The following is a 24,653-nucleotide window of genomic DNA, read 5'->3' as shown; positions in this document are numbered from 1 at the left end:
GCATGATTGTAAAGAAGCAAAAAAAACAGCGCCCGAAGAATCTGGATTTATTCACGATCCGCCTGCCGGTGAATGCGGTGGTGTCGATTTTGCACCGCGCCAGTGGTGTGGTGTTGTTTCTGATTCAGCCGCTGTTGTTATGGACCTTGTATTTATCCTTGTCCAGTGCGCAAGGCTATGCCGCCGTGGCTAAGCAATTCCAGCAATGGCCGGTGAAGTTGCTGATCACCGCCTTGGCCTGTGCTTTCTTCCATCATTTTTATGCGGGCATCCGCCACCTGGCTATGGATGTGCACTGGATGACGACGTTACAAAAAGCACGCTTCTCCAGCCGGGTGGTGTTGTGGCTGGTGGCAGTCACCATGGTGTTTGTGATCTGGGCGATTTGGGTGAGAGGCTAGCATGTTGTTTGAGTTACTGACTGCCAAATACCCAGGCATGCGACGCTGGCTAACTCAGCGCTTATGTGCACTGTCGATGGCGGTTGTCCTGCTACTGCTGTGGTTACGAGTGATGTGCTTGTCGCCACAAAGTTTTAGTGAATGGCAGGCCTTATTTGCACCGCTTTGGTGGCGTCTGCTCTCGGTGTGGTTTTTTGCTTGCATGCTGTTGCATGCCTGGTTGGGCGTACGTGATGTGTTGCGCGATTACGTGCCGCATTTAGGTATCCGGGCCGTGCTGCAATGGCTGGTGAATGTCGCAGTATGGGGCAATGCCATAGCGGTGATATGGATTTTATTTGGAATGAATTTTTAAGGTGAGTGGCATGGCTGGTGTAACTAATATGACAGGTGCAAGCAATATCCAGCATCATCAGGTGGATGCCGTCATTATTGGCGGCGGCGGTGCCGGCTTGCGTGCCGCGCTGCAACTGGCTGAGTCGGGTGCAGATGTTGCTGTGCTGTCCAAAGTGTTTCCGACGCGCTCACATACGGTGGCGGCGCAAGGCGGTATTGCGGCAGCCCTGGGCAATGTGTCTGATGATAACTGGCTGTGGCATATGTACGACACCATCAAGGGGTCGGACTACCTCGGGGATCAGGATGCGATTGAGTTTATGTGCCGCAATGCAGCCAAAGCCATTATCGAGCTGGAGCATTTTGGCATGCCGTTTGACCGTCTGGAAAACGGTCGTATCTTTCAGCGCCCATTTGGTGGCATGACCCGCAATTTTGGCGAAAAGCCGATTTCACGCACCTGTGCTGTGGCTGACCGTACTGGCCATGCCATGTTGCACACGCTGTATCAACGTAACGTGCAAGCCAATACGCAATTTCTGATCGAATGGTTTGCATTGGACCTGATTCGCGATGCTGATGGCGATGTGCTGGGGGTGATCGCCCTGGAAATTGAAACCGGTGATATTCATGTCATCCATGCCAAGGCCACGATGTTGGCGACGGGTGGCGGTGGCCGTATTTTCCAGGCCAGTACCAATGCTTATATCAATACTGGTGATGGCCTAGGCATGGCCGCACGCGCGGGCCTGCCACTGCAGGATATGGAGTTCTGGCAGTTTCACCCGACCGGTGTATTGAATGCCGGTGTGCTGATTACTGAAGGCGTGCGTGGTGAAGGCGGTTACCTGGTCAATAGTGAGGGCGAACGCTTTATGGAGCGTTATGCGCCCAGCGCCAAAGACCTGGCCAGCCGCGACGTGGTATCGCGCGCCATGGCGACTGAGATTAAAGAAGGCCGTGGCATAGGCAAACATAAAGATGCGGTGTACCTGAAGCTGGATCATTTGGGTGAGGACATTATCAGCAAGCGTCTGCCCGGCATCCGCGAAATTGCTAAAACTTTTGCCGGGGTTGATCCTACCAATCATCCTATTCCTGTGGTGCCGACTGCGCATTACATGATGGGTGGTATTCCAACCAACCTCGATGGCCAGGTGGTCGTGCATGATGGTCAGACCGAGCGCGTGGTGAATGGTTTGTATGCGGTGGGGGAGTGCGCCTGTGTTTCTGTGCACGGGGCCAATCGTTTGGGCTCGAACTCTTTGCTCGACCTTGTGGTATTCGGTAAAGCCGCGGGTGACAAAATGGCAATCGATATTGCAAGCAGCAAAGCGCATAAACCATTACCAGCGCATGTTGCTGATGCCACGCTGGCACGTATAAACCGGCTGGAAAGTGATGGTCACGGTGAGAGAGTGGCCGAGGCTGGTCTGGCCATGCGCCAAACCATGCAAAAGCACTGCGGTGTGTTCCGCTTCCCCAAGTTACTGGAAGAGGGCGTCAGTGCGATTCAGCAAGTTGCCCAACAAGCACAGCACTTAAGAATTACCGACAAAAGCAAAGTCTTTAATACCGCGCGCGTCGAAGCGTTGGAATTGGATAACCTGATGCAAGTGGCACTGGCCACCATGCAAGCCGCGCATGCCCGCCAGGAGAGCCGTGGTGCCCATGCACGCGAAGACTATCCTGACCGTGACGATGCCAACTGGCTCAGCCATTCGCTGTATTTTGCTAACGAGCAAAAACTGGCTTACAAGCCAGTGCGCCTGCAACCACTGACCGTAGAAACATTTGAGTTAAAGAAAAGGGTGTATTGATATGCGTTTTTCCATCTACCGCTTTAACCCTGATGTCGACAAAAAACCCTATATGCAGGACTACGACGTCACGCTGGAAGACAGCGACCAGATGTTGCTGGATGCCTTGATGCGGATTAAAGAACTGGATGAATCACTGAGCATGCGCAAATCCTGTCGTGAAGGCGTGTGCGGCAGTGATGCCATGAACATCAATGGCAAAAATGGCCTGGCCTGTATCACCAAACTCAGTGAGTTACAGGAGCCTGTAGTATTGCGCCCCATGCCTGGTTTGCCGGTGATTCGCGACCTGGTCGTCGATATGACGCAGTTCTTTGATAACTACCACTCGGTGATGCCCTATTTGCAAAACCATGATACGCCGCCAGACACCGAACGCCTGCAAAGCCCTGAAGACCGTGCCAAGCTGGATGGTTTGTATGAGTGTATTTTGTGCGGCGCTTGTACGACTTCCTGCCCGAGCTTTTGGTGGAATCCGGACAAGTTTGTCGGCCCGGCTGGCCTGATGCAGGCCTATCGCTTTATTGCCGATAGCCGCGACCAGGAACAGGATGCACGACTGGAAAACCTGGAAGATCCATATCGTTTGTATCGCTGCCACAACATTATGAACTGTACTGATGTGTGCCCGAAAAAACTCAATCCGAATGCGGCGATTGCGGCGATTAAAGATCTCAAGATTGAAAAGGCCAAGGCGCATAGCGAAGCCAAGCCGGGTAAGAAGATCTTTGGTATCAAGGTGTTATAGGAGCGACGTATGTTGAATGCTGAGATTTTACGGGAAGCAGAGCAGCGGCGCCTGGCTTGGCGTTGCCGCCGTGGCATGTTAGAGCTGGATATTGTGTTGCAACGTTTTGTCAGCGAACACTTTAGCGGACTGACCCTGGCGGAAATGGAGCAATTGGATGCTTTGCTCGAGCTGCCAGACAACGTGTTCTGGGATTTGATCCAGGGTGTGAATCCGCAACCCGCGGCAACACAGTCCGCTGCCATTCTTGAAAAATTAAGAGCAAGCCGGCCCACGGCAGAACAGGAAACCGCATGAGTCAGCACATGGGAGAAGAGCCAATTGCACTGGATGCTAGCGCATTGGGAGATTACTGGCCAGGGATACAGTTGTATTACCCACCGGTGAAATATGCGCCCAGCCTGGGCATTTATGAAGACATGGAGCAGGCGGCCAACCGCATGGTCAAGCATGCGCATTTCACCAATGCCCATACGCTGATTTTTGACCTGGAAGATGGCTGTAGGCAGAAGGAAATGAGCCGTACTTTGCTGCGCCAGGAGTTGCCCAAGCTGCGCAAGGTGAATGAACGCGTGACCATTGCCATCCGTGCCAACTCTTTCCGTACCGACGAGTACGAAGAGGATATGAAGCTGGTGCGCGATATGGGCGAGTATATCGATGTTGTCATGCTGGCCAAGGCTGGCGAGTCTTACGGTGCGGCTGAGGTGCGTGATCTGTCCAGCTTTTTGCTCAGTATCAATCCGCATATCACCATACAGCCGATTATCGAGCACCCGAAGTCGCTCAAAATTGCGCCGGAGTTGATGCAATACGATACCGTGAAACACGTGGTGTTTGGTATTCATGACTTCTCCAAAGCGCTGGGCATACATATCACGCCCGAGCACTGGATTGAAGAACTGTTTTACTTTATCAACCAGTTGATTTTTGAAGCCAGGATTGCCGGTAAAGGCGTGATTGGCGGCGTGGAAACCCTGATTGGCAGCAACATCATGCCGGACAAATTCGTCGAGCCACATGATGTACGCCGCTGGCTGGATTTGCATGGCGATAATGAGTCGCGCGTGGTGTACAAGCACGCCTGCCAGGAGGCTGCCATGGGGCTGACCGGCAAGCAGGTGATTCACCCCGGCCATATTCATTTGTGCAAAACCGCATACACACCGTCACCGACTGAAATCAACCAGAAAGTGGCGATTTTGAAAGCGGCGATTGAGGCGGATGCCTTGCTCGGTGGTGCGATCAAATTCGATGGTGAAATGCTGGATCCACCCATGTTTGGTAAAGCCTTGCAGACGCTGTTGCGCGCGCATGCCTTGCGCACCTTAAAAGTGAGCGACATGGAGTTTGCATTGCATGTATTGCAGTTGATGCCGGCGCAAGTAGTACGCCAAAACTGGCCCTACGGCATCTTGTTATAGATCAATGGCTGCGCGGGCGAATCACTGCGTTGCTCGGTACTCGAAATCCTCATGTACTTTAAGTACATTCCGGTTTCTGTGTGCCGTGCGCCTTGTGCTTCATCCCGCTCGCGCATTGATACGCGTATTGAAAGATTTAAAAAAAGCATTTTCAAAAGAAATGCGAAATCAGCATCGCATAAACCATGTATGCACAGAGCGAATGGAAAGGTTTGAACATGACACAGTTATCCCCTTATCCACAATGGCAATGGGAAATCCCTGAATTTTTCAATATCGGGGTGGCGTGTAGTGATCGCCACTTGGGCACGCCAAAAGCCGATGAAATTGCCATGATTGTGGAAGATGACACCTTTGGCACCAGTACTATCACCTTTTTCGAGCTGGCAGCCAGGACGGATCGCTTTGCCCAGGTGTTGCGTGAGCTGGGTGTGCTGCCGGGTGACCGTGTCCTGATTCGTTTACCTAACAGCCTGGATTATCCGACTGCTTTTTTAGGCACGATGAAAATCGGTGCGATTTCGGTGCCGACTTCAACATTGTTGACTGCGGAAGAGGTGGCTTACCTGGCCAAGGATTCAGGTGCCGTGGTGCTTGTTACCGATGCCGCTGCCTGGGCGGGGATGTCTGCCAAGATGCAGCAGAATATCTCGCAAACACCTAATCTGAGACACATTGTACTGACGCAACTGCAAGGCGAGGTTGAAGACTCGACTGTGTTTAACGTATTGTCACTGGAGACTGCATTAGCTACTGTGCAGCAACTTGCACCTGCGTATGCCACACGTGGTGAAGATGCCGCCTACCTGGTCTATACCTCCGGTACGACCGGCTATCCCAAAGGTGTATTACATGCGCACCGCGCTTTGCTGGGTCGCCAAACGGCTGCGCAATACTGGTTTAACTATAGCGACACTGCCCAGGACCGTATCATGCATTCCGGCAAGTTTAACTGGACCTATGTGCTGGGTACTGGCCTGATGGATCCCTTGTACCTGGGTAAAACGGTGATTGTGCATGAAGGTAAAAACGATGCGCAAAAATGGCTGGAGCTGATTGCAAAACATGGGGCGACCATTTTTATCGGTGTGCCAACGATTTACCGTCAACTGCTGCAAAAAACCAAGGCTACCCAAGCAGATATTCCCAGCGTGCGCCATTTTATGAGCGCCGGTGAGCATTTGTCCGACGAAGTGCTGACGCAATGGCGTGAGCGATTTGGCTTGGATATTTATGAAGCCGTGGGCATGAGTGAGTTTTCTTACTATCTGTCGCAAAGCGTTTTCCGGCCCATTCGTGCCGGTTCGGCGGGCTTTCCACAGCCTGGTCATGCTATTGAGTTATTGAACCCTGAAACACTTGAGCACGTGGCAGAGGGCGAGGAGGGGATGATTTGCGTCCCTGATACCGACCCTGGCTTGTTTCTGAATTACTGGAACCTGCCGGAAGAAACCGCCAAATATAAACACGATGGCTATTTTTTTACCGGCGATTATGCCAAATACGATGCAGATGGCTATATCTGGTTCCTGGGCCGCAAGGATGACATTATCAAGAGTTTTGGCTATCGCGTGTCACCGTACGAGATTGAGCGTGTGTATAAGGGCCACCCAGCCGTGGCAGATTGTGCGGCTGTGGGTGAAGAGCTTGAAAAAGATAAATTGCTGGTGGTGATTTATGTCATCCCCAAACCGGATGCCGAGATTGCGCCGGAAGAACTGATGGCGTTTGGCAAACAGCATTTGGCCGCTTACAAGGCGCCTAAAACTGTGTATCTGGCCAAAGAGTTTCCACGCACCAAAAATGGTAAAATCTTGCGTAAAGATGTAAGCCCCGCCATTGCCTATTTAAAAAGCAATGCCCGCTGAAAGATGCCTAGTTAAAGAAAATACAATGGCCCTGATTAAAACCCAAGACTTTATCGAGAGTGTTGCTGATGCCCTGCAATATATCTCCTATTACCACCCGGAAGACTATATCCAGGCGTTGGCCGCTGCCTATGAAAAAGAAGCTTCTCCTGCCGCCAAGGATGCCATTGCCCAAATTCTGACCAATTCGCGTATGTGTGCCGAGGGCAAGCGTCCCTTGTGCCAGGATACGGGTATTGTGGTGGCCTTTATCAAGGTAGGCATGCAGGTGCGTTTTGAAGGCGATATGACGCTGGAAGAGATGGTCAATGAAGGCGTACGACGTGCTTACCTGCATCCAGACAATATGCTGCGAGCCTCTATTGTGAACGACCCGGCAGGGGCACGCAAAAATACGCGCGATAATACGCCAGCCATTACCCATGTTGAGATGGTGGCCGGGGATACCGTCGATATCCAGATTGCGGCTAAAGGTGGCGGCTCTGAGAATAAATCCAAACTAGCAATGCTGAATCCTAATGAAAGCATCGTCGACTGGGTGTTGGAAGTCGTACCAGAGATGGGCGCGGGTTGGTGCCCGCCCGGCATGCTGGGCATAGGTATAGGTGGTAGCGCGGAAAAAGCCATGCTGCTGGCCAAAGAGTCGTTGATGGCGCCGATTGATATCCAGGAACTGCAAGCGCGCGGTGCACAAAACCGCATTGAAGAGTTGCGGCTGGAGCTATATGAAAAGGTCAATCAATTAGGCATTGGGGCGCAAGGCCTGGGCGGCCTGACCACCGTGCTCGATGTGAAAATTCTTGATTATCCCACGCATGCAGCCAGTCTGCCGGTGGCGATTATTCCTAATTGCGCGGCAACGCGCCACGTGCACTTTACGCTGGATGGCTCTGGTGTGGCTGAACTGACACCACCGAATCCTGATGTGTATCCAGACGTACATTGGGCACCGAGTCCGCAAGCCAAGCGCGTGAACCTGGAAACCGTCACGCGTGCAGAAACACAGACCTGGAAAACCGGTGATACCTTGCTGTTGACTGGCAAAATACTGACCGGGCGTGATGCTGCGCACAAACGCATACAAACCATGCTGGCTAAGGGTGAGCCGCTGCCGGTTGATTTTACCAATAAGTTTATTTATTACGTTGGCCCAGTGGACGCCGTGCGTGACGAAGCCGTTGGCCCTGCTGGCCCCACCACGGCGACGCGTATGGATAGTTACACCGATATGATGCTGAACACCGGTTTACTGGGTTCTATCGGTAAAGCCGAGCGGGGTGAAGAAGCCTTAGTCGAGATCGCCAAGCACAAATCGGTCTACCTGATGGCGGTGGGTGGTGCGGCGTATCTGGTGAGCAAAGCGATTAAAAAATCGCGTGTATTGGCTTTTGAGGAATTAGGTATGGAAGCCATCTATGAGTTTGAAGTGGTGGATATGCCGGTGACGGTGGCGGTGAGTGCAGATGGGGAATCTGTGCACCAGACCGGGCCGGCACAATGGAAAAAAAGCATTGCTTTACACGCGGTGTAAATAGCGGGCCTGCAATGTGAGCAACATCACTGAGACCGGGCACGAATTGGGGAAATATACGTCATACTACTAAGCGTCATTATGGAGTGAGTATGATAAAAATAAACACTGGGGTAATTTGGTTCACAGCCGGGTTGGCAGTAGGTATTAGTTTGCCTGCGCATGCCGAATCCGCCCTGGAGTATTTTACCGATAGCACTGGCCGTTATAGCGGGCCAACGCTGGAAGACCAGGTGGCATTGATGGATAGCGATCACAACGGTTTTGCCGATGTGTTTGAAGTGCGTGCCTACCTGGAAAAACAGCACGGCAAGGGCTATCAGAAAGAATTACTGGATAAATGGGAATCGTCTGCTTACGGAAAAAGTTGCAGTACGCCATTTGCCAAAGAGTTATATGGAGACAGTAACCGCTGACAAGATAACGGTGACATGGAGCAGTGTTGTTTTGTTGCTGTTGGCGGCGGTCATTTTGATCAATTGCCGGAATGTTACAAGCAGTTAACATTCTGGTGAATGGACTGGATTATAATCAAGCGAGAAGAATCCTCGCGGCCTGTGGTTAACACCAGCCCATTCCCCGACTTTAGTTTTTTTGATAGAGCCTACATCATGTTACAAGCATACGAAACCCACGTAAAAGAGCGCGCTGCGCAAAACCTGCCTCCATTGCCCCTGAATGCGGAACAAGTCGCTGCATTGGTTGAACTGTTGAAAGCCCCGCCTGCGGGTCAAGAGGCTTTACTTGTCGATTTGCTACAAAACCGTATTCCGGCGGGGGTTGACCAGGCTGCTTATGTGAAAGCCGCTTTTCTGGCTGATATTGCCAACAGCAAGGCCAGTTCACCTTTGGTCAGCGCTGAAAGAGCGGTTGAATTGCTAGGCACCATGCTTGGTGGTTACAACGTACAGGCATTGGTTGCTTTGCTGGATACGCCGATGGCAGCTCATGCCGTGACAGCGCTGTCGACGACGATTTTGATGTTTGACGCGTTTCATGACGTCGACGCCAAGATGAAGGCGGGTAATGCGCATGCCAAAAAGCTGATTGAGTCCTGGGCAGCTGCCGAATGGTTCACCAGTAAACCTGCGCTGGCAGAAGCCATCAAATTGGTCGTATTCAAGCTGGATGGCGAAACCAACACCGATGACCTGAGCCCTGCACAAGACGCCTGGAGCCGCCCGGATATCCCGTTGCATGCGAAAGCCATGTTGATTAACCGCATGGCCGATGGTTTGACGACGATTGAAAGCCTGAAGCAGAAAGGCTTGCCATTAGCCTATGTCGGTGATGTGGTTGGTACCGGTTCTTCACGTAAATCGGCGATCAACTCTGTGCAATGGTGGATGGGCGACGATATTCCATTTATCCCTAACAAACGTACGGGCGGTGTGGTGATTGGCAACAAAATTGCGCCCATTTTCTTTAATACCGCTGAAGACTCCGGGTCTTTGCCGATTCAATGTGATGTTTCCAAGCTGAACACGGGGGATGTCATCGTGATCAAGCCTTTTGAAGGCAAGGTCTTGTCAGAAGCCGGGGAAGTGCTGGCTACGTTTGAAATGAATCCAGTGACCCTGGCCGATGAAGTGCGTGCCGGTGGTCGTATTCCCCTGATTATTGGTCGCGGCCTGACTGCCAATGCACGTAAGGCATTGGGATTGGGCGACACGGATATCTTTATCAAATCTATCCCGGCGAAAGATACCGGTAAGGGTTACACGCTGGCGCAAAAAATGGTGGGTCGTGCCTGTGGTTTGCCTGAGGGCTTTGGTGTGCGCCCAGGTACTTACTGTGAGCCCAAGGCAACGACAGTCGGCTCACAGGACACCACTGGCGGCATGACGCGTGATGAGTTGAAAGAGCTGGCTTGCCTGGGCTTTAGTGCCGACCTGGTGATGCAGAGTTTCTGCCATACGGCTGCGTACCCAAAACCAGTGGATATTAAATTGCAACATGAGTTGCCTGAGTTTATGTCTAGCCGTGGTGGTGTGAGCCTGCGTGCTGGTGACGGCGTGATCCATTCCTGGCTAAACCGCCTGGTGTTGCCGGATACGGTGGGTACAGGTGGTGACTCGCATACCCGCTTCCCGATTGGTATCAGTTTCCCGGCAGGCTCTGGATTGGTCGCATTTGCTGCGGCGACGGGCGCCATGCCGCTGGATATGCCAGAATCGGTCCTGGTGCGCTTTAAAGGCGAAATGCAGCCTGGTATCACCTTACGTGACCTGGTCAACGCCATTCCTTATGCGGCGATCCAGGAGGGTACGCTGACGGTGGGCAAACAGGGCAAGAAAAACGTGTTTAACGGCCGTGTGCTAGAAATTGAAGGCCTGCCAGACCTGAAAGTCGAACAGGCGTTTGAACTGGCAGATGCCTCAGCCGAGCGTTCTGCCAATGGATGTACCGTGCTGTTGAACAAAGAGCCAGTGATTGAGTTCCTCAATTCCAATATCGTGCTGATGCAGAATATGATCGAGAATGGTTATGCCGATGCACGCACATTGGAGCGTCGTATCGCCAGCATGAAAGCCTGGCTGGAAAAACCGGAACTGTTGCAGCCGGATGCGGATGCCGAGTATGCGCACGTGATTGAAATTGATCTTGCAGATATTAAAGAGCCGCTGGTCGCTTGCCCGAATGACCCGGATGATATCAAGCCATTGACCGCAGTGGTCGGTGACAAAATTGACGAAGTGTTTATCGGTAGCTGCATGACTAATATTGGCCATTATCGCGCGGCAGGTAAAGTGCTGGAAGGCGCGGGTGGTATCCCAACCCGTTTGTGGATTGCACCACCTACTCGTATGGACGAAGCGCAACTACGTGCTGAAGGCGTGTACTCAACCTTTGGCGTGGCAGGCGCACGGACTGAAGTGCCAGGCTGCTCGTTGTGTATGGGTAACCAGGCACGTGTGGCTGACAAGGCGACAGTATTCTCAACCTCTACACGCAACTTTGATAACCGTATGGGTAAGGATGCGCGCGTGTATCTGGGCTCTGCCGAACTGGCCGCCGTGTGCGCCAAACTGGGTCGCATGCCTACTGTGCAAGAATATCTGGACACCCTGGGTAGCAAACTAACCAATACGGCGGAGATTTACAAATACCTCAACTTTAACCAGATGACCCAATATGCAGGCTCTTTGGAGAATGTGAAGAAAGTCATTCCGATTAAAGAAACCGCCTAACAGTTGATGGTTTAGGACACAAGTAAAGGGAGCATTCGCTCCCTTTGTTGTTTTTAAGGCAGGACATATCCTTGCAACTGTAAAACCTGAGAGCCTCCCTCACCGCGACCTTCTGTTTTGATTATGATGTACTGGCTGACGTCAACGATTCGATGTACATGCACGTCAATACCACTGATTCAATTCAACAGATTTTTAATGTCCAAGGAGAAACTCATGAAACCGTTCGAACAAGGGTTGGTTAATTATCAACAACGTTTACTGTCACATGATTACGGTCAGGTATTTTGCCGTTTTGATGCAGAGCAACAGGCGTTATGGAGCTATATACATCAACCACAGCGCATTCCGTGCATCAATCATGAGTTACTCATGAGCTTGCATCAGCACCATGCGGATATCCAGCGCAGTGGTGGCTATGTCCAGACGGACAGCGAGACAGTACTGCCGATCCGTTACTCTGTGTTTGCGTCAGCCACACCCGGCTATTTCAATATGGGCGGTGACTTGCAGAAAATGGCTGCGGCTATCCGACTGCAGGACAGGGCGCAATTGCAGGCCTATGCCAAGCTGAGTATTGATGTGGTTGCGCAGCGCGCATTCCGTTTCCAGCTGGACCATGTGACCAAAATCTCGCTGCTACAAGGCGAGGTGCTAGGCGCCGGTATTGAGGCAGCCATGACCAGTGATGTGCTTATCGCTGAAAAACAATCCGTGTTCTGCTTTCCTGAGCTATTTTTCAACATGATTCCTGGCATGGGTGCTTACAGCTTTATTGCACGCAAGGCAGGCATGGCGGTGGCCGATAAAATGATTCTGGGTTGCGAGCGTTACACGGCTGAAGAATGCCTGCAAATGGGCCTGATTGACATCGTGGTTGAAGAGGGCGAGGGTGAGCAGGCCGTGCAAGACTTTATTCACAAAAACAATAAGCGCGCAGAAGGCTTTTTGTCTGCGCAAAAGGCCAAGGCTAGAATCAATCCTTTAACCTACGACGAGCTTAAGGATATTGTCGATGTATGGGTAGAAAATGCCTTACGCCTGACTGAGCGTGATCTCAAGGTGATGGATAGGTTTTATCGCGCGCAGTCACGTTTGTTCCCAAATGAAGCGCTTGCTAGTGAGGTTGCACCGCAACAGCCGCTGGTGTTACCAACAGATCATCATATCGCAGTGAATCAGTAGTGTGTAGCAGAGCAGGTGCCCGGCTATTTATGCGACCGTTTGGATGAGAGCTTGCTGCGATGTTGTTGCAGTTGCGTGCGCGTCTCTTCATAACAATCCGCAACGGCCTGATAAAGGCCGGAAATAGTCTGGGCATCTTCCATGCTCAATCCCAATAAACGGCGGCTGAGTTTACTGAGTGGAATCAAGCCCATGTTGGCAGATTCACCAGCCAGCTCATGCGCCAGTTTATGTACCTGCTCGAAATTTAAATCAAGGCTTGCTGTCCCGAGCGCGCGTAGCAAGACATCGGTCGAGTCAATAAACTCTGTGATGAGTTTGTGTAAGAATGCTTCACCCCCACCCAGTTTTAACAAGTGCGCCATACGGTCATCATCCAGCAATGGTTCAACCGTTGGAATGATGTTGGCAATTTTAGGGATGGGTACAGACGCGGGTTTCCCGGTTCTCATCGGTGAGTGTGGTGACCGTGCGTCTACAAACGTGGGTTCCACCAGAGCGGCCGTTAATGGCACTTCAGGCGACGTGGCTTTAGGTTTTTTGCGTCTGACGGGCGCCACTTGCGCAACCTGTTCAGTCTCGATGGTGCTCGCAATGGCTTCAATCAGGCTTTGAATTTGTCTTGAGACCACTGGCTTAGTCAATACTTGATATACCCCAGCGCGCAAACAGCGGTCTTGTGTGGTTTTAGTCGCATCCGCCGTGAGGATCACGGTTCTGATCGGTTTGCTGCCAGGCAAGGCGTTGTGGATATTAAACACCTCAAGGCCATTCATCTCTGGCATGTTGTAGTCCAGAATCATCAGGTCAAACTGGTGATGTTCCAGCGCATCCAGTGCGGCATCACCATTGTCTACGGCTTTCACCACACAGTGCATTCTTTGCAGTGTTTCATTCAGAATCAAGCGGTTGACCACATTGTCATCAGCAATCAATACACGAATTTTCTTGCGGAATTTGGTGTGGCTGCTCAACGGGACCACATTTGACTGGCCATCCAGATTGATTTCGTTCACAGCTTGTGGTGCGGGTGCCACTGCATGTGTCAGCGGCAAGCTCACCACAAAGGTGGTGCCGACATTTTCCTGGCTGGCGACACTGATTTTACCGCCCATGACTTCGACCAGTTGCTTGGCAATAGAGGTGCCCAGGCCGGTGCCACCATAGCGTCGGGTGATACTGCTGTCCGCCTGGGTGAAACTATCAAAAATCAGCGGCAAAGCATCACTTTTAATGCCTATGCCGGTATCTCGAATACGGAAGCTGAGCTTACTCATGTCGGCATGGCCTTGTACGACGCTGACCACTACGTCGACGCCGCCATGCTGGGTGAATTTAATGGCATTGGCGATCAGGTTGGTTAATACCTGCTCGATGTGGTGCATGCTGCCGACATAGTGACGTTCGACAAGAGGATCCAGGTGGAATCTCAGCCACAATTGTTTGCGTTCGACTTCAATCTGGAACATCAGGTGCAAACGCTGAATCAGGTCAGGCAGGAAGAAGGTGATCTCCTCCAGTTCGACTTTGCCTTTTTCGATTTTGCTAATGTCCAGCACGTCATTGATCAGCTTTTTAAGGCTAGAGGCTGACGTGCCCACCATTTTAAGCAGTTCGGATTGTTTGCTATCCAGCTTGGTTTGCGCGATTAACTCACTGGCACCAATAATGCCGTTAAGTGGGGTACGCATTTCATGGCTGATATTCGACAGGAAATTGGTTTTCGCCTCACTGGCTTGGTCAGCCTCTTTAGTCGCTTTTTCCAGGCTGACCAGCAAACGCAATGCATGCGGTGGAATCAATAACAGGGTCAGTAAAAAGCCGTAGGCTAAATGCTGGTGCTGGTTCCAGTAGGGGTTTAAATACAGGGTAAGACTAAAGCCGATCAGGCTGAAGACGTAACAGCCTTTAAAAAACTTGGTGCCGTAGCGCAGGCCATAGCCGATGATGAGCCAGAGGTAAATACCGATAAATACGCCTGCCATGGCACCTGAAATCATTTGTTCAAGTGAGGTCGCCGTAATGTCCATCACCATCGCTGTCCACTGGCGCTTTTCATTTTTTTGTGGATTCTGCAGGATGTTATACAACATCAAAAAGCCCAGGCACAAATAAATCAGGCAAAGTAATACGGGCTCGAAGCTGCTGTGATTGACGAGGAGATAGAGCGTGATAAAGCTGACGAAAGCAACACGGATAAGAGCCTGCTCAGTTTCATAACTGATAGACTTTATTTCTGTCACTTTCTGCTTTAACTGTCTAACGAAATCTCGCATGCTTAATCATGTTTCAGGGTTATACGCTTACTCGATACTTGCGCAGGGAAAATCTAATCTTTAATTGAAAATCTAACCTATATTGATAGTTAACGGACTTTTCTTAAGATAACTTAAATTTTAGCAGGCTCGATTTGATTATCAAAGAAAGTTTACTTTTCACAACGCAAAATAATAGTGTGGTTGACGGCATCTGTGATAAAAATGCCGATATTCTGGCCTTATTAACGATTTATCTGCATGACGAACCCTATTGATACAGAGCAACCCTCGAGATTGTCGCGCTGGCTGGCGCGTAGCCGCATGATATTACCGATTTCCTTTTTTGTCGGTGGTTTTGTCTGGGATGCCATTACCATCGGCAAAAAAGTGGCGCTGTCCGATATGGCGATCTTTGCCGGCTATTTGTTACTGGCAGCGTTGCTCATGTACCAGTTGGCCGAACCTTCTTCGTCGGTCAGGCGTATGGGAGAGCGCTTGTTACGTTGGCAATGGTTGCAAAACAGGGTTTCTAGCTGGCCAGTGCAAGATTGGCCTTACTGGATATTGCAGTTTTTGTTTGGCAGCCTGCTCAGTGCCTTGTTCATTCTCTATTTTAAGAGCTCCAGCTATGGCCTGGCATGGGTCGTCACGTTGGTATTGGGCGTATTGCTAGTGGCCAATGAGTTTATGGAGGGCGAATACAGGCGCTTAAGTTTGTGCTGGAGCATGTTTGGCCTGTGTACCATTTTGTGGTGCAACTTTGCTTTTCCATTTTTGTTTGGCAGTGTACACGCGGCCTGGTTCTATTTGAGCACGGTGTTGGGTGCTACGGTCACCTATGTCTTATACCAGCGTGCGCCACATCATGCGGGCCGTATCTGGCCGGTGTGGGTGATTGCAGGATTGTTGATGCTCGCCTACCGTGCAGACATGATTCCGCCGGTGCCGCTGGTCAAGCAGGCGGTTGTGGTGGCGTATGACCTGGAAAAGTCACCGGAAGGTTACTGGATGACCGTCGAGAAGTCGCCCTGGTGGCAGTTCTGGCGCGTGGACAGCGACCATTTTTACCTGCAACCCGGGCAAAAATTGGTGTGTTTTTCGGCGGTGTTTGCGCCACAAGGCCTACAGACCAAACTGTTGCATGACTGGCAGAAGAAAGTGAAAGGAGAGTGGGTCAGTGTCTCCATGCCTGGCTTCTCGCTCACTGGCGGCCGCGATAGCGGCTACCGCGGCTATACCTATAAAACAAATCTGACCGCAGGCGAGTGGCGGGTACGTATCCAGACCGCTACCCGGCAAACAATTGCTGTGAGCGCATTTAATGTTTCTGTGAGCACGACTTTAGATCCGCAACATCGTACACGTATCCGCTATTAATGCCTGGTTAACGTTGCTGGCCTTCGCATGATGCATGTGCGGTGGCATCTTGCGCCAGCGTCTCTGCCAGCCAGTCCAGCTGTGGCTCTACAGACTGACGCAAGGTCCACGGCGGGTTAATCACCCACATGCCGCTGCCGTGCATGCCAAAACCATCGGCAGATGGTTGTTGCACATCCAGTGTCACGTGCAAATAATCTGTATTCAGGCTGCGTAGCTTGTCTATCATTTGCTGTGGCTCAGGCCTTTGCAAGCGCGGATACCAGATCAGGTAAGTGCCGGTGGCAAAGCGTTTTAAACTGTCTTTAATGCAATCGACCACCCGCAGGTAATCGTCTTTTACCTCATAAGGTGGGTCTATCAGCACAATGCTGCGCTTGGTCGGGGGTGGCAAACAGGCTTTAATACCTTCAAAACCATCTTTTTGCTGGATGGATACCTGCCTTTTTTGTGCTGAAAACTGTTGCTCCAGCAAGGCGGCATCTGCCGGGTGTAGCTCAAACAAACGCAACTTATCCACCGGGTTTAAAAAGTGGCTGGCGATGCAAGGCGAGCCAGGGTAAAGCGTGGCATTGCCTTGACCCGCCGCTGTGACGGCTTGCAGGTAACCATCAAAAATGTCAGGTGGTTGACCTTGCTGCAAACGTTGAATGCCGTCTACATACTCAGCTGTTTTGTTGGCCACCGAACTATCAAGGCGGTACAGACCAGCACCGGCGTGGGTGTCTATCACCCAGTAAGCTTTATCTTTCTGGTTAAAATAATCCAGCACCAGGCTGTAAATCCAGTGTTTCAAAACGTCGGCGTGATTGCCAGCGTGAAAGGCGTGACGGTAACTTAGCATGCATATATTCTCAATAAGCCGTCATTATAAGCTACAAAATTTGCGAGCTCTTGTGAAAACCAGGCAATTTGCATTAGCATGCAAATATGAAACCTAGTCATACACACTCTGAACACACGCATGCGCACAACCACTCACATGGGGGCTCCCATGAGGGTTGCGCGCACGATCACGCAACTGACCACACAACGCATGACCAGCATGGCGACCATGGGCATGATGACCATGCACATGGCAATCCTTTCTGGATCCCTTTTCTGGCGATTGCATTCTTCACAGTCGTAGAATTCGCGGGAGGCATCTGGACGCAGTCATTGGCTTTGCTCAGTGACGCCTGGCATATGTTGTTTGACGTGCTGGCACTCGGCCTGGCCATGTGGGCCGCGCACAGAGCACGCACCGGTCACCCGGCGTCGCAGCAAACCGAGCTTCGCGTCTCCATGGTCAATGCTGTCTCCATGTTGCTGGTAACGGCAGGCATTGTCATAGAAGCCATTGAGCGTCTCAAACATCCGGTCTCTGTGGCGGGGGGCTACGTCAGTGTGATTGCGCTGATGGGCCTGCTGGTGAATCTGTTCGTCGCCAAGCATATGCATCACCAGCACGAGCATCACGGCGGCGATGCCAGCTTGAACCACCGTGCCGCATTTTTGCATGTATTGGGTGATTTGCTCGGGTCGGTGACAGCCGTCGCCGCCGGTGTCGTGATCTACTTTACTGGCTGGATGACCATAGACCCGATTCTGTCTATCCTGATTTCGTTGTTGTTATTGGTGGTGACCCTTAATCTCATCCGCGATATCTATCGCGGTAAGACAGGCCATCATCACTAGTTTTCTTTAATTGTCCGATACATTAAAAGGAGCGCCCATATGCCTTACGTCAACGTCAAACTTGCCGGCTCTGTGACCAAAGAGCAGAAGAAACTGATTGCAAAAGAAATCACTGAAACTCTGCAAAAACACGCCCAGAAACCGGCGAATTACACCTACATTGTATTTGAAGAGGTCGAATACGAAGACTGGGCTATTGGTGGCGAGCTTTTAGGCTAGCTCAATATTGATAAGCGAGCTTTTCAAATAAGTTGATAAATGATGCACACCATTGAAGACTTGAGGCAGGCAAATGCAGCGCTTGATGAGGTGGCCGAGCGATGGTCGGCTGCCTATTCTGAAAATTGCACTAATCCTTTGGATGCGGAAGCTAAGGCGGCGGCAGAGAAAGTTCGCCACATTGAAGAAGACCTTAGACGTCGCGGGCTTTTACCCTTCACAGAGCAGGAGCTGCTGGAAGAGAGTTTAGATCAGAGATATCCTGGTGCCCAGAGCAGGGAAGTTGTCTTATACAACGGCAAAAGATATCGAAGAAGATTTTATCCACTAGAGTTAAGCAAGTCTGGAAAGAGCGTTAAGCAATGGAGAAAAGAGTGGGAACCACTCGATGATTAATTAATAGTTGTTTAAGGGCTGATAGTTTCTTTCACGCTTGATCATGTGCAGGGAGTCACTTGAGCAAACATCTGGTGCTAAAATGCCGTCATGTTTGACCCCAAACCCATCCTCAAAAACCTGCCTAACTTACCTGGTGTTTATCGCATGCTCAATGCGGAAAATACCGTGATTTATGTTGGCAAGGCCAAAGACCTGAAAAAACGGGTTTCCAGCTACTTTAATAAAAACCTGGCCAGTCCGCGTACCAAGATGATGGTGTCGCAGATTGCCAATATCGAAACCACGGTGACGCGTTCCGAAGCGGAAGCGCTGTTGCTGGAGAACAACCTGATTAAAGGACTCATGCCGCGTTACAACGTGTTGTTTCGCGACGACAAGTCTTACCCTTATATTGCGTTGACTGGCGATGCTTATCCCCGACTGGCGTTTCACCGAGGCACACAGCGCAAGGGCGCACAGTATTTCGGGCCTTTCCCCAGCTCGCCAGCCGTGCGCGAGAGCATACAGCTGCTACAAAAAGTATTTAAATTGCGTACCTGCGAAAACACCGTGTTTGCCAACCGTTCGCGGCCTTGTTTGCAATACCAGATTGCCCGTTGTACGGCGCCTTGCGTGAAGTTGATTTCCCAAGAGGATTACGCCGGAGATGTACGCCATGCCGCGATGTTTTTGTTGGGTAAGACCAGTGAGGTCATTGATTCACTGGCAGATGGCATGAATGTGGCCGCTGAGGCGATGGAGTATGAGCAGGCGGCCATTTTGCGTGACCGTATCCAGGCACTGCGCCAGGTGCAGGCCAAACAGTTTGTCAGTGATTTTAGCGTCAGTGATGCCGATGTGATTGCCTGCGCAGAAGTGCAGGGCCAGCATTGCATTAACCTGGTCATGATCCGTGGTGGCCGTCATTTGGGTGACAAGAGCTTTTTCCCGAAGAACAGCCAGGATGCCGAGTTGGCTGAAACCGTAGAAGCGTTTATCACCCAGTATTACCTGTCGCAAAATACGCCGCCATTGCTGGTGTGCGGTGCTGAGATTGATAAAACCGAATTTGAAGACATGCTGAGCGAGCAGTCCGGGCGCAAGATCCGTGTGCTGACCAATGCCATCGGCGATAAAAAAGTATGGCTCAAAATGGCACAAACCAATGCTGAGTTAGCTTTGCAGCAACGCCAGGCTACCTCAGCCAGCCAGCAGGCACGTTTGCTGTCATTACGCGAAGCGCTCAACCTGGCAGAAAACACCGAGCGCATTGAGTGTTTTGATATCAGCCATACCATGGGTGAAGCCACGGTGGGCAGCTGCGTGGTGTTTGACCGTGGCGACATGCAGAATAGCGAATACCGCCGTTATAACGTCACTGGCATCACGCCAGGCGATGATTATGCTGCCATGCGCGATGTATTGACGCGCCGCTATAAAAAAGTGGCGGCAGGCGAGGGCAAGCGGCCAGACCTGATTTTTATTGATGGTGGTAAAGGCCAGCTCGGTGTCGCCATTGAGGTGATGCAGGAGGTGGGTCTGGACGATATTTTGCTGGTCGGCATTGCCAAGGGGGAAGAGCGTAAACCAGGTCTTGAGACCATGATTTTCTCTGATACTGGTGAAATGCTGAATTTGCCTACCGATAATCAGGGCTTGCATTTATTACAGCAAATCCGCGATGAAGCACACCGCTTTGCCATTACCGGCCATCGCGCCAAGCGCGCCAAGGCCAGAATCACCTCTAGCCTGGAAGAGATTGAAGGCGTAGGCGCCAAACGCCGCAAAGCCTTGCTGACGCGATTTGGTGGCCTGGATGGGATAAAAAGTGCTAGCATAGACGAGATTGCCCAAGTCGAAGGCATTAGCCTGGTATTGGCGCAAACCATTTACGAACGCTTGCATTAATGGCGTGTAAATAGACCTTTGTATGCATCCATAGACGAATAAAAATGTGGAATATTCCAAATATACTTACCTTATTGCGCATCGGCATGATTCCGGTCTTTGTCGGTATCTTTTACCTGCCTGCCAACGCTGTCACCGCTGATGGTCTGCCAGCACACTGGGTCAATTTAACGGCAGCCAGTGTGTTTATCCTCGCCGCATTCACCGATTGGCTGGATGGTTACTGGGCGCGCAAATATCACCAGATGTCTAAATTTGGCGCGTTTTTAGACCCTGTGGCTGACAAACTCATGGTGGCTGCGGCCTTGATCGTGCTGGTTGAACTAAATCGCGCCGGGGCTGTGGTGGCGCTGATTATCATCGGACGCGAAATTGCGATCAGCGCCTTGCGTGAATGGATGGCCAGCATAGGCAAAAGTGCTAACGTGGCCGTGGCCATGGTGGGTAAGGTCAAAACTGCCGCACAAATGGCCGCCATTACCTTATTGCTGTGGTACGACCCGCTGTTTGGGCTAGACATTCAATGGTTGGGTGAGTGGCTGATTGTGTTGGCCGCGTTACTGACCCTGATTTCCATGGGTTACTACCTGCGCGCAGCCTGGCCGGCAATACGCGAAACCATCTAAAAAAGCAATCATAAAAAAGAAACATTATTTTCAAAATCGTCCTTGACACCGGTCTCAAAATCATTAAAATGCCAGCTTCTTTACGACACATGGCGTAAGGAAATACGCGGGAATAGCTCAGTTGGTAGAGCGCAACCTTGCCAAGGTTGAGGTCGCGAGTTCGAGACTCGTTTCCCGCTCCAAATTTCTCTCAAGCACTCATTCTGGATGCTACGCAAAGTAGAACAGAGTGTTAAAATATAAAGCTTGTTGACCTGCCGCCCGGATGGTGAAACTGGTAGACACAAGGGACTTAAAATCCCTCGGCTTAACGGCTGTGCCGGTTCGATTCCGGCTCCGGGCACCACTTATTAGTACAAAGCAGTCCAAGGAAGTCCAATTTAGCCCGTAAATCAATGACTTACGGGCTTTTTTACGTCCATAGCAGTCCAAAGTCGTCGTTTGACATCAGAGAAGACAATTTCACTTGGAATCTACCCCGAAGTTACCCTAGCCCAGACGAGGGGTAAGCGCGATGATGCGCGAGCGCTAGTGGCCGGTAATGCTGATCCTAGTCATCACAGAAAAGACGCAAAGGCAAAAGCCAGGCTAGAAGCCCTGAACACATTCGAAGCTGTGGCTAGTGAATGGCACGCCCTACACACTAAAAGCAAATCAGAGCGAAATCCAGTGCTAATAACAAATAATAAAGGCCGGTTATCCCGGCCTCTGTTTTATCAAGCTTGATTAGGCTTGTTTACTACGGCGTACTGCAACACCCAGCAAACCTAAACCTGCTAGAAGCATTGTGAGGTTTTCTGGTTCGGGAACGGTTGTCGTTGGATTTTGAGTTATGGCCCAAACATACTGCCATGGATCCAGTTTCGTGGTAAATCCTTGATACCCATCGCTAGTAGAGAAAAACCAAGCACCGCTCTGACCAGGAGCATATTCTGTTGCAGTAAAATATAAATGTGAGGTGTTTTCAAATTGTGAGGTAGCTGGAATGCCGAAATCTGGCTGGTAGTTGCCGTTCGAGTCGACACTACCTTTGCCCCCCAATTCGGTATAGTATAGTTCCGGCAATTCATTACCCAATAAATTTCCGTTTGTGACCACATTCCAGCCACAGTCTGTGCCACCCACAGCATAATTGCATCCATCTGCCCCGCGATCGATAACTGTAGGCAGTTGCCATTGATTGCTGCCTCCATAATTAATGCTATTTAAATAGTTTATAAATGCCATAGCACCATACCAATTTACTTGGCCGGAACTACCAAAGTCGGTTTCAGTAACTGTATAGACGCCAGTGTAATTATCCCAATAGTTTGGTGTATTCGTTATAAGTGGGCTTGCGGTAATGATTGCATTGATCACATTGTGAAAGCCATCACTAGCAATCATGCTACCAAGCAGATTGCCATCTTTAGTCCAGGTGACATTACTTACTGAGCTATAAACTAAATCGACACCATTGGCATTGTATGAAGTCAGAGCTGCTTGAGTATTCAAGCTTGCTAATGAGATTGATGCTGCGAGAATTGCTTTTTTTATTGTTGAAGCCATACAACTACCTCTCCTAAATTATTTTTGATTTTTGTTAAATAGCGTAATAACGCCCCCGGGATTATGCCTAATTTAAGTGAAAGCTAGAAGTAAATTGCGATAGTCCGAATGGGCTAATAGAAGGTGTGAAAAATGATGGCCTCAGGCAGTGACTTTTACTAAAGTGGGGTAACAAATATTTTTCACTTTCTAACTACCCCTACTTACAGTTCAACGCCTATCATCAGAGATTTCTGACAGGATGGTGCGGTGTCGTCTGATGCATGCTGCAGTCACATTCCTATACCCTGATCATTATCATGCCAGTGGGCAGTATTCACAAAGCAGGGCACCGAAATGACGATCAAACAACTTTGGATATTAAGTAAAGCCGCCTTTACCGCATGGCGCGATGACCGTGCGCAAAGCATGGGCGCTGCTTTAGCGTACTACACCATGTTTTCCATTGCGCCGGTATTGCTGATTGTGATTTCTCTTGCCGGCATTATTTTTGGACAAGAAGCGGCACGTGGTGAAATTTATGCGCAATTGACCCATCTGGTAGGTGAGCAGGGCGCACTGGTGGTGCAAAATCTGCTGGAAAGCACCAACCAGCCAACCGAGGGGATGACGGCGACCACGATTGGTATTGTGTTGTTATTGGTAGGGGCAACCACTGTTTTTGGCGAATTGCAGACTGCGCTGGATAGTATCTGGAGAGCGCCGGCGAGGATAAGCAGCGGTGTGTGGAGTTTGATGCGTGCCAGATTGTTGTCATTTGGCATGATTCTGGGGATTGGCTTTTTGCTGATGGTCTCGCTTGTTTTTAGCGCAGGCTTATCTGCGATCAATAAATGGTGGTCGCCTGTCTTTGCGGGATGGCTGGCGGTTGCCAGTGTGGTGAATGTTGTGTTTGGTTTTTTATTGACGACAGGCATGTTTGCGTTGATCTACAAAATCATGCCGCGTGTCAGTATTCGCTGGAGCGAGGTTTGGATTGGCGCTGCGATGACAGCCGCTTTATTTACGGTAGGTAAATGGCTGATCGGTATTTATATTGGCAGAAGTGCGTTTGCCAGTGGCTATGGGCCTGCAGGCTCTTTGCTGGCGCTGTTAATCTGGATTTATTACTCCGCGCAGATATTTCTGATGGGCGCTGAATTTACCTGGGCATATTCCCATCTGTTTGGCTCACGCAAGCAGCAAGATACGCCACGGGATTTGGCGAAGGCATTCTCAAATAATCAAACGGCACATGAATTTGGCGCCAGATGAGCGTTTACCAAACCCAGAAACCACGATTCCACGCCTGAGCTTCATCACTGCCTTCTGCATACGGGTTTTCAGTGTGCTTCAAGCCAGCGGTTGATGCATGCAAACCTTCGTCGTAGCATTTCTGCATCAGAGCATGATCCGTTTTTACGTCTGACTTGCTACCACTAAAAAAGTATAAATATCCACTCAGTAATCCCATGATATCCACCCAATCAATCATCATTTTTTTAATAATTGATTGATTATTATCTATATTGTTTTAGTTTGCCAATAGTCCGATCAAGCTATTAATACAATCCTGCAAAGACTTTTCATATCCTTGCATTTGCCAATTGCTTTGGCAAAAAATCATGCCTTCTGCGTTATTTCACTGATATTAAACACTATATAAAATTGTATAATGTCCCTGTCATGTTCGGCGCGCAGTATTTATCAATGCAGTTTGATGTCTATCAATGCTTGCAAATCAATACTGCCTAAGCTGTGTTGAGATACTTTTTTGCCGGACAAGCATTCCCATTGAAGTCAGGACGTTGTGTGATTTACGTAGAGTTAAAAACGGTTATTCTTAAAAAACAATTAGAGTGGGGCAGGACCATTACGATTACCGAAATTGCCGATGCCAGCGGGATCAGTCGCATGACCTTGCATCGCATGTTAAAAGATCAATCCTACAATGCCAGCACCGATCACTTGAATAAGCTGTGTGCTTATTTACAGTGTGATTTATATAGCCTGGTGCGCTGGGTCCCCGATATTGTCGTGCCGCAAGAGCACGTCGCCTAGAAAAAAACCTCCGATATTCCCGGAGGTTTTTTATTGGGGCAAAGTTTACGGCGCATTTCCCTGATTCTTGAATAAATATTTTGGCGTGACCATTGTGGCTAAAAGCATTGATTGAGCG

Annotated in this window: 24 protein-coding genes and 2 tRNA genes; 22 read left to right on the top strand and 4 right to left on the bottom strand. The window is 50.3% G+C overall.

Going from position 1 to position 24,653, the window contains the following annotated elements; translation table 11 throughout:
* Positions 1–2: 2 nt before the first annotated feature.
* The 11 genes from sdhC to B3355_RS04700 all read left to right on the top strand — a co-directional run bounded on the left by sdhC (position 3) and on the right by B3355_RS04700 (position 12,504).
* Complete coding sequence (gene sdhC / locus B3355_RS04750) at positions 3–401, top strand: succinate dehydrogenase, cytochrome b556 subunit (protein WP_292780785.1); 399 nt, start codon at positions 3–5, stop codon at positions 399–401.
* A 1-nt stretch (position 402) separates the two neighbouring features.
* The gene (gene sdhD, locus B3355_RS04745) at positions 403–756 is read left to right on the top strand and encodes a succinate dehydrogenase, hydrophobic membrane anchor protein (RefSeq protein WP_292780782.1); all 354 of its coding nucleotides are present in this window, start codon (positions 403–405) and stop codon (positions 754–756) included.
* A gap of 10 nt (positions 757–766) precedes the next feature.
* The gene (sdhA, locus tag B3355_RS04740; RefSeq protein WP_292780780.1) at positions 767–2,557 is read left to right on the top strand and encodes a succinate dehydrogenase flavoprotein subunit; all 1,791 of its coding nucleotides are present in this window, start codon (positions 767–769) and stop codon (positions 2,555–2,557) included.
* Position 2,558: 1 nt separating this feature from the next.
* Entirely contained in the window at positions 2,559–3,305 is a 747-nt protein-coding gene (locus B3355_RS04735; RefSeq protein WP_292780777.1) for a succinate dehydrogenase iron-sulfur subunit, read from the top strand.
* A gap of 9 nt (positions 3,306–3,314) precedes the next feature.
* Positions 3,315–3,602: a succinate dehydrogenase assembly factor 2 gene (locus tag B3355_RS04730; protein ID WP_047517614.1), complete on the top strand. Its 288-nt coding sequence runs from the start codon at positions 3,315–3,317 to the stop codon at positions 3,600–3,602.
* Entirely contained in the window at positions 3,599–4,729 is a 1,131-nt protein-coding gene (locus tag B3355_RS04725) for an HpcH/HpaI aldolase/citrate lyase family protein (RefSeq protein WP_047517616.1), read from the top strand. Before B3355_RS04730 ends, B3355_RS04725 begins: the two co-directional genes overlap by 4 nt.
* Before the next feature lie 218 nt (positions 4,730–4,947).
* A complete protein-coding gene (locus B3355_RS04720) occupies positions 4,948–6,597 on the top strand; it encodes an acyl-CoA synthetase (RefSeq protein WP_292780769.1) in 1,650 nt (549 codons plus the stop codon).
* A 25-nt stretch (positions 6,598–6,622) separates the two neighbouring features.
* Positions 6,623–8,128, top strand: coding sequence for a fumarate hydratase (locus tag B3355_RS04715; RefSeq protein WP_292780766.1), 1,506 nt, complete (start codon positions 6,623–6,625; stop codon positions 8,126–8,128).
* Positions 8,129–8,220: 92 nt separating this feature from the next.
* A complete protein-coding gene (locus B3355_RS04710; RefSeq protein WP_024931063.1) occupies positions 8,221–8,544 on the top strand; it encodes a hypothetical protein in 324 nt (107 codons plus the stop codon).
* A 195-nt stretch (positions 8,545–8,739) separates the two neighbouring features.
* Positions 8,740–11,319 (top strand): bifunctional aconitate hydratase 2/2-methylisocitrate dehydratase, encoded by a 2,580-nt coding sequence (gene acnB / locus B3355_RS04705; protein WP_292780763.1) that lies wholly within the window; start codon positions 8,740–8,742, stop codon positions 11,317–11,319.
* A 216-nt stretch (positions 11,320–11,535) separates the two neighbouring features.
* Positions 11,536–12,504 carry a crotonase/enoyl-CoA hydratase family protein gene (locus B3355_RS04700; protein WP_047517622.1) on the top strand — a complete coding sequence of 323 codons (969 nt, stop codon included), beginning with the start codon at positions 11,536–11,538 and terminating at the stop codon, positions 12,502–12,504.
* Between the two features lie 23 nt (positions 12,505–12,527).
* On the opposite strand, the gene B3355_RS04695 is transcribed toward B3355_RS04700, so the two are convergent.
* Entirely contained in the window at positions 12,528–14,780 is a 2,253-nt protein-coding gene (locus B3355_RS04695; RefSeq protein WP_292780760.1) for an ATP-binding protein, read from the bottom strand.
* 240 nt (positions 14,781–15,020) lie between these two features.
* Between B3355_RS04695 and B3355_RS04690 the strand changes: the two genes are divergently transcribed.
* Entirely contained in the window at positions 15,021–16,139 is a 1,119-nt protein-coding gene (locus tag B3355_RS04690) for a DUF2914 domain-containing protein (RefSeq protein ID WP_019882574.1), read from the top strand.
* A gap of 7 nt (positions 16,140–16,146) precedes the next feature.
* Here the strand turns inward: B3355_RS04690 and B3355_RS04685 are convergent, their stop codons facing one another.
* Entirely contained in the window at positions 16,147–16,983 is an 837-nt protein-coding gene (locus B3355_RS04685) for a 23S rRNA (adenine(2030)-N(6))-methyltransferase RlmJ (protein WP_019882573.1), read from the bottom strand.
* 86 nt (positions 16,984–17,069) lie between these two features.
* Here B3355_RS04685 and B3355_RS04680 point away from each other — a divergent pair, with 86 nt between their 5' ends.
* From B3355_RS04680 to B3355_RS13635, 8 genes are all read left to right on the top strand, one after another.
* Positions 17,070–17,816, top strand: a complete 747-nt coding sequence (locus B3355_RS04680; RefSeq protein WP_292780755.1) for a cation diffusion facilitator family transporter — start codon at positions 17,070–17,072, stop codon at positions 17,814–17,816.
* 39 nt (positions 17,817–17,855) lie between these two features.
* Positions 17,856–18,035: a tautomerase family protein gene (locus B3355_RS04675; protein ID WP_019882571.1), complete on the top strand. Its 180-nt coding sequence runs from the start codon at positions 17,856–17,858 to the stop codon at positions 18,033–18,035.
* A 39-nt stretch (positions 18,036–18,074) separates the two neighbouring features.
* Positions 18,075–18,431 (top strand): hypothetical protein, encoded by a 357-nt coding sequence (locus B3355_RS04670; protein ID WP_292780732.1) that lies wholly within the window; start codon positions 18,075–18,077, stop codon positions 18,429–18,431.
* Positions 18,432–18,521: 90 nt separating this feature from the next.
* A complete protein-coding gene (gene uvrC, locus B3355_RS04665; protein ID WP_047517635.1) occupies positions 18,522–20,321 on the top strand; it encodes an excinuclease ABC subunit UvrC in 1,800 nt (599 codons plus the stop codon).
* Positions 20,322–20,365: 44 nt separating this feature from the next.
* Positions 20,366–20,947: a CDP-diacylglycerol--glycerol-3-phosphate 3-phosphatidyltransferase gene (gene pgsA, locus B3355_RS04660; RefSeq protein ID WP_024931073.1), complete on the top strand. Its 582-nt coding sequence runs from the start codon at positions 20,366–20,368 to the stop codon at positions 20,945–20,947.
* A 106-nt stretch (positions 20,948–21,053) separates the two neighbouring features.
* Positions 21,054–21,129, top strand: a tRNA-Gly gene (locus B3355_RS04655).
* 77 nt (positions 21,130–21,206) lie between these two features.
* Positions 21,207–21,293 (top strand) — tRNA-Leu (locus B3355_RS04650).
* Between the two features lie 95 nt (positions 21,294–21,388).
* Positions 21,389–21,673, top strand: a complete 285-nt coding sequence (locus B3355_RS13635) for an integrase arm-type DNA-binding domain-containing protein (protein ID WP_414683407.1) — start codon at positions 21,389–21,391, stop codon at positions 21,671–21,673.
* Here B3355_RS13635 and B3355_RS04645 read toward each other — a convergent pair whose 3' ends face one another.
* The gene (locus tag B3355_RS04645; protein ID WP_292780728.1) at positions 21,674–22,495 is read right to left on the bottom strand and encodes a PEP-CTERM sorting domain-containing protein; all 822 of its coding nucleotides are present in this window, start codon (positions 22,493–22,495) and stop codon (positions 21,674–21,676) included.
* A 336-nt stretch (positions 22,496–22,831) separates the two neighbouring features.
* Here B3355_RS04645 and B3355_RS04640 point away from each other — a divergent pair, with 336 nt between their 5' ends.
* Positions 22,832–23,749 carry a YihY/virulence factor BrkB family protein gene (locus B3355_RS04640; RefSeq protein ID WP_292780725.1) on the top strand — a complete coding sequence of 306 codons (918 nt, stop codon included), beginning with the start codon at positions 22,832–22,834 and terminating at the stop codon, positions 23,747–23,749.
* Positions 23,750–23,753: 4 nt separating this feature from the next.
* Here B3355_RS04640 and B3355_RS04635 read toward each other — a convergent pair whose 3' ends face one another.
* Positions 23,754–23,972, bottom strand: a complete 219-nt coding sequence (locus B3355_RS04635; protein ID WP_019882566.1) for a hypothetical protein — start codon at positions 23,970–23,972, stop codon at positions 23,754–23,756.
* Between the two features lie 260 nt (positions 23,973–24,232).
* Between B3355_RS04635 and B3355_RS04630 the strand changes: the two genes are divergently transcribed.
* The gene (locus tag B3355_RS04630) at positions 24,233–24,535 is read left to right on the top strand and encodes a helix-turn-helix domain-containing protein (RefSeq protein WP_235273193.1); all 303 of its coding nucleotides are present in this window, start codon (positions 24,233–24,235) and stop codon (positions 24,533–24,535) included.
* Positions 24,536–24,653: the final 118 nt, after the last annotated feature.

The organism is Methylophilus sp. UBA6697, from assembly GCF_002454655.1.
Classification (GTDB): Bacteria; Pseudomonadota; Gammaproteobacteria; order Burkholderiales; family Methylophilaceae; genus Methylophilus.
This window is presented reverse-complemented; position numbering and strand designations above follow the sequence as displayed.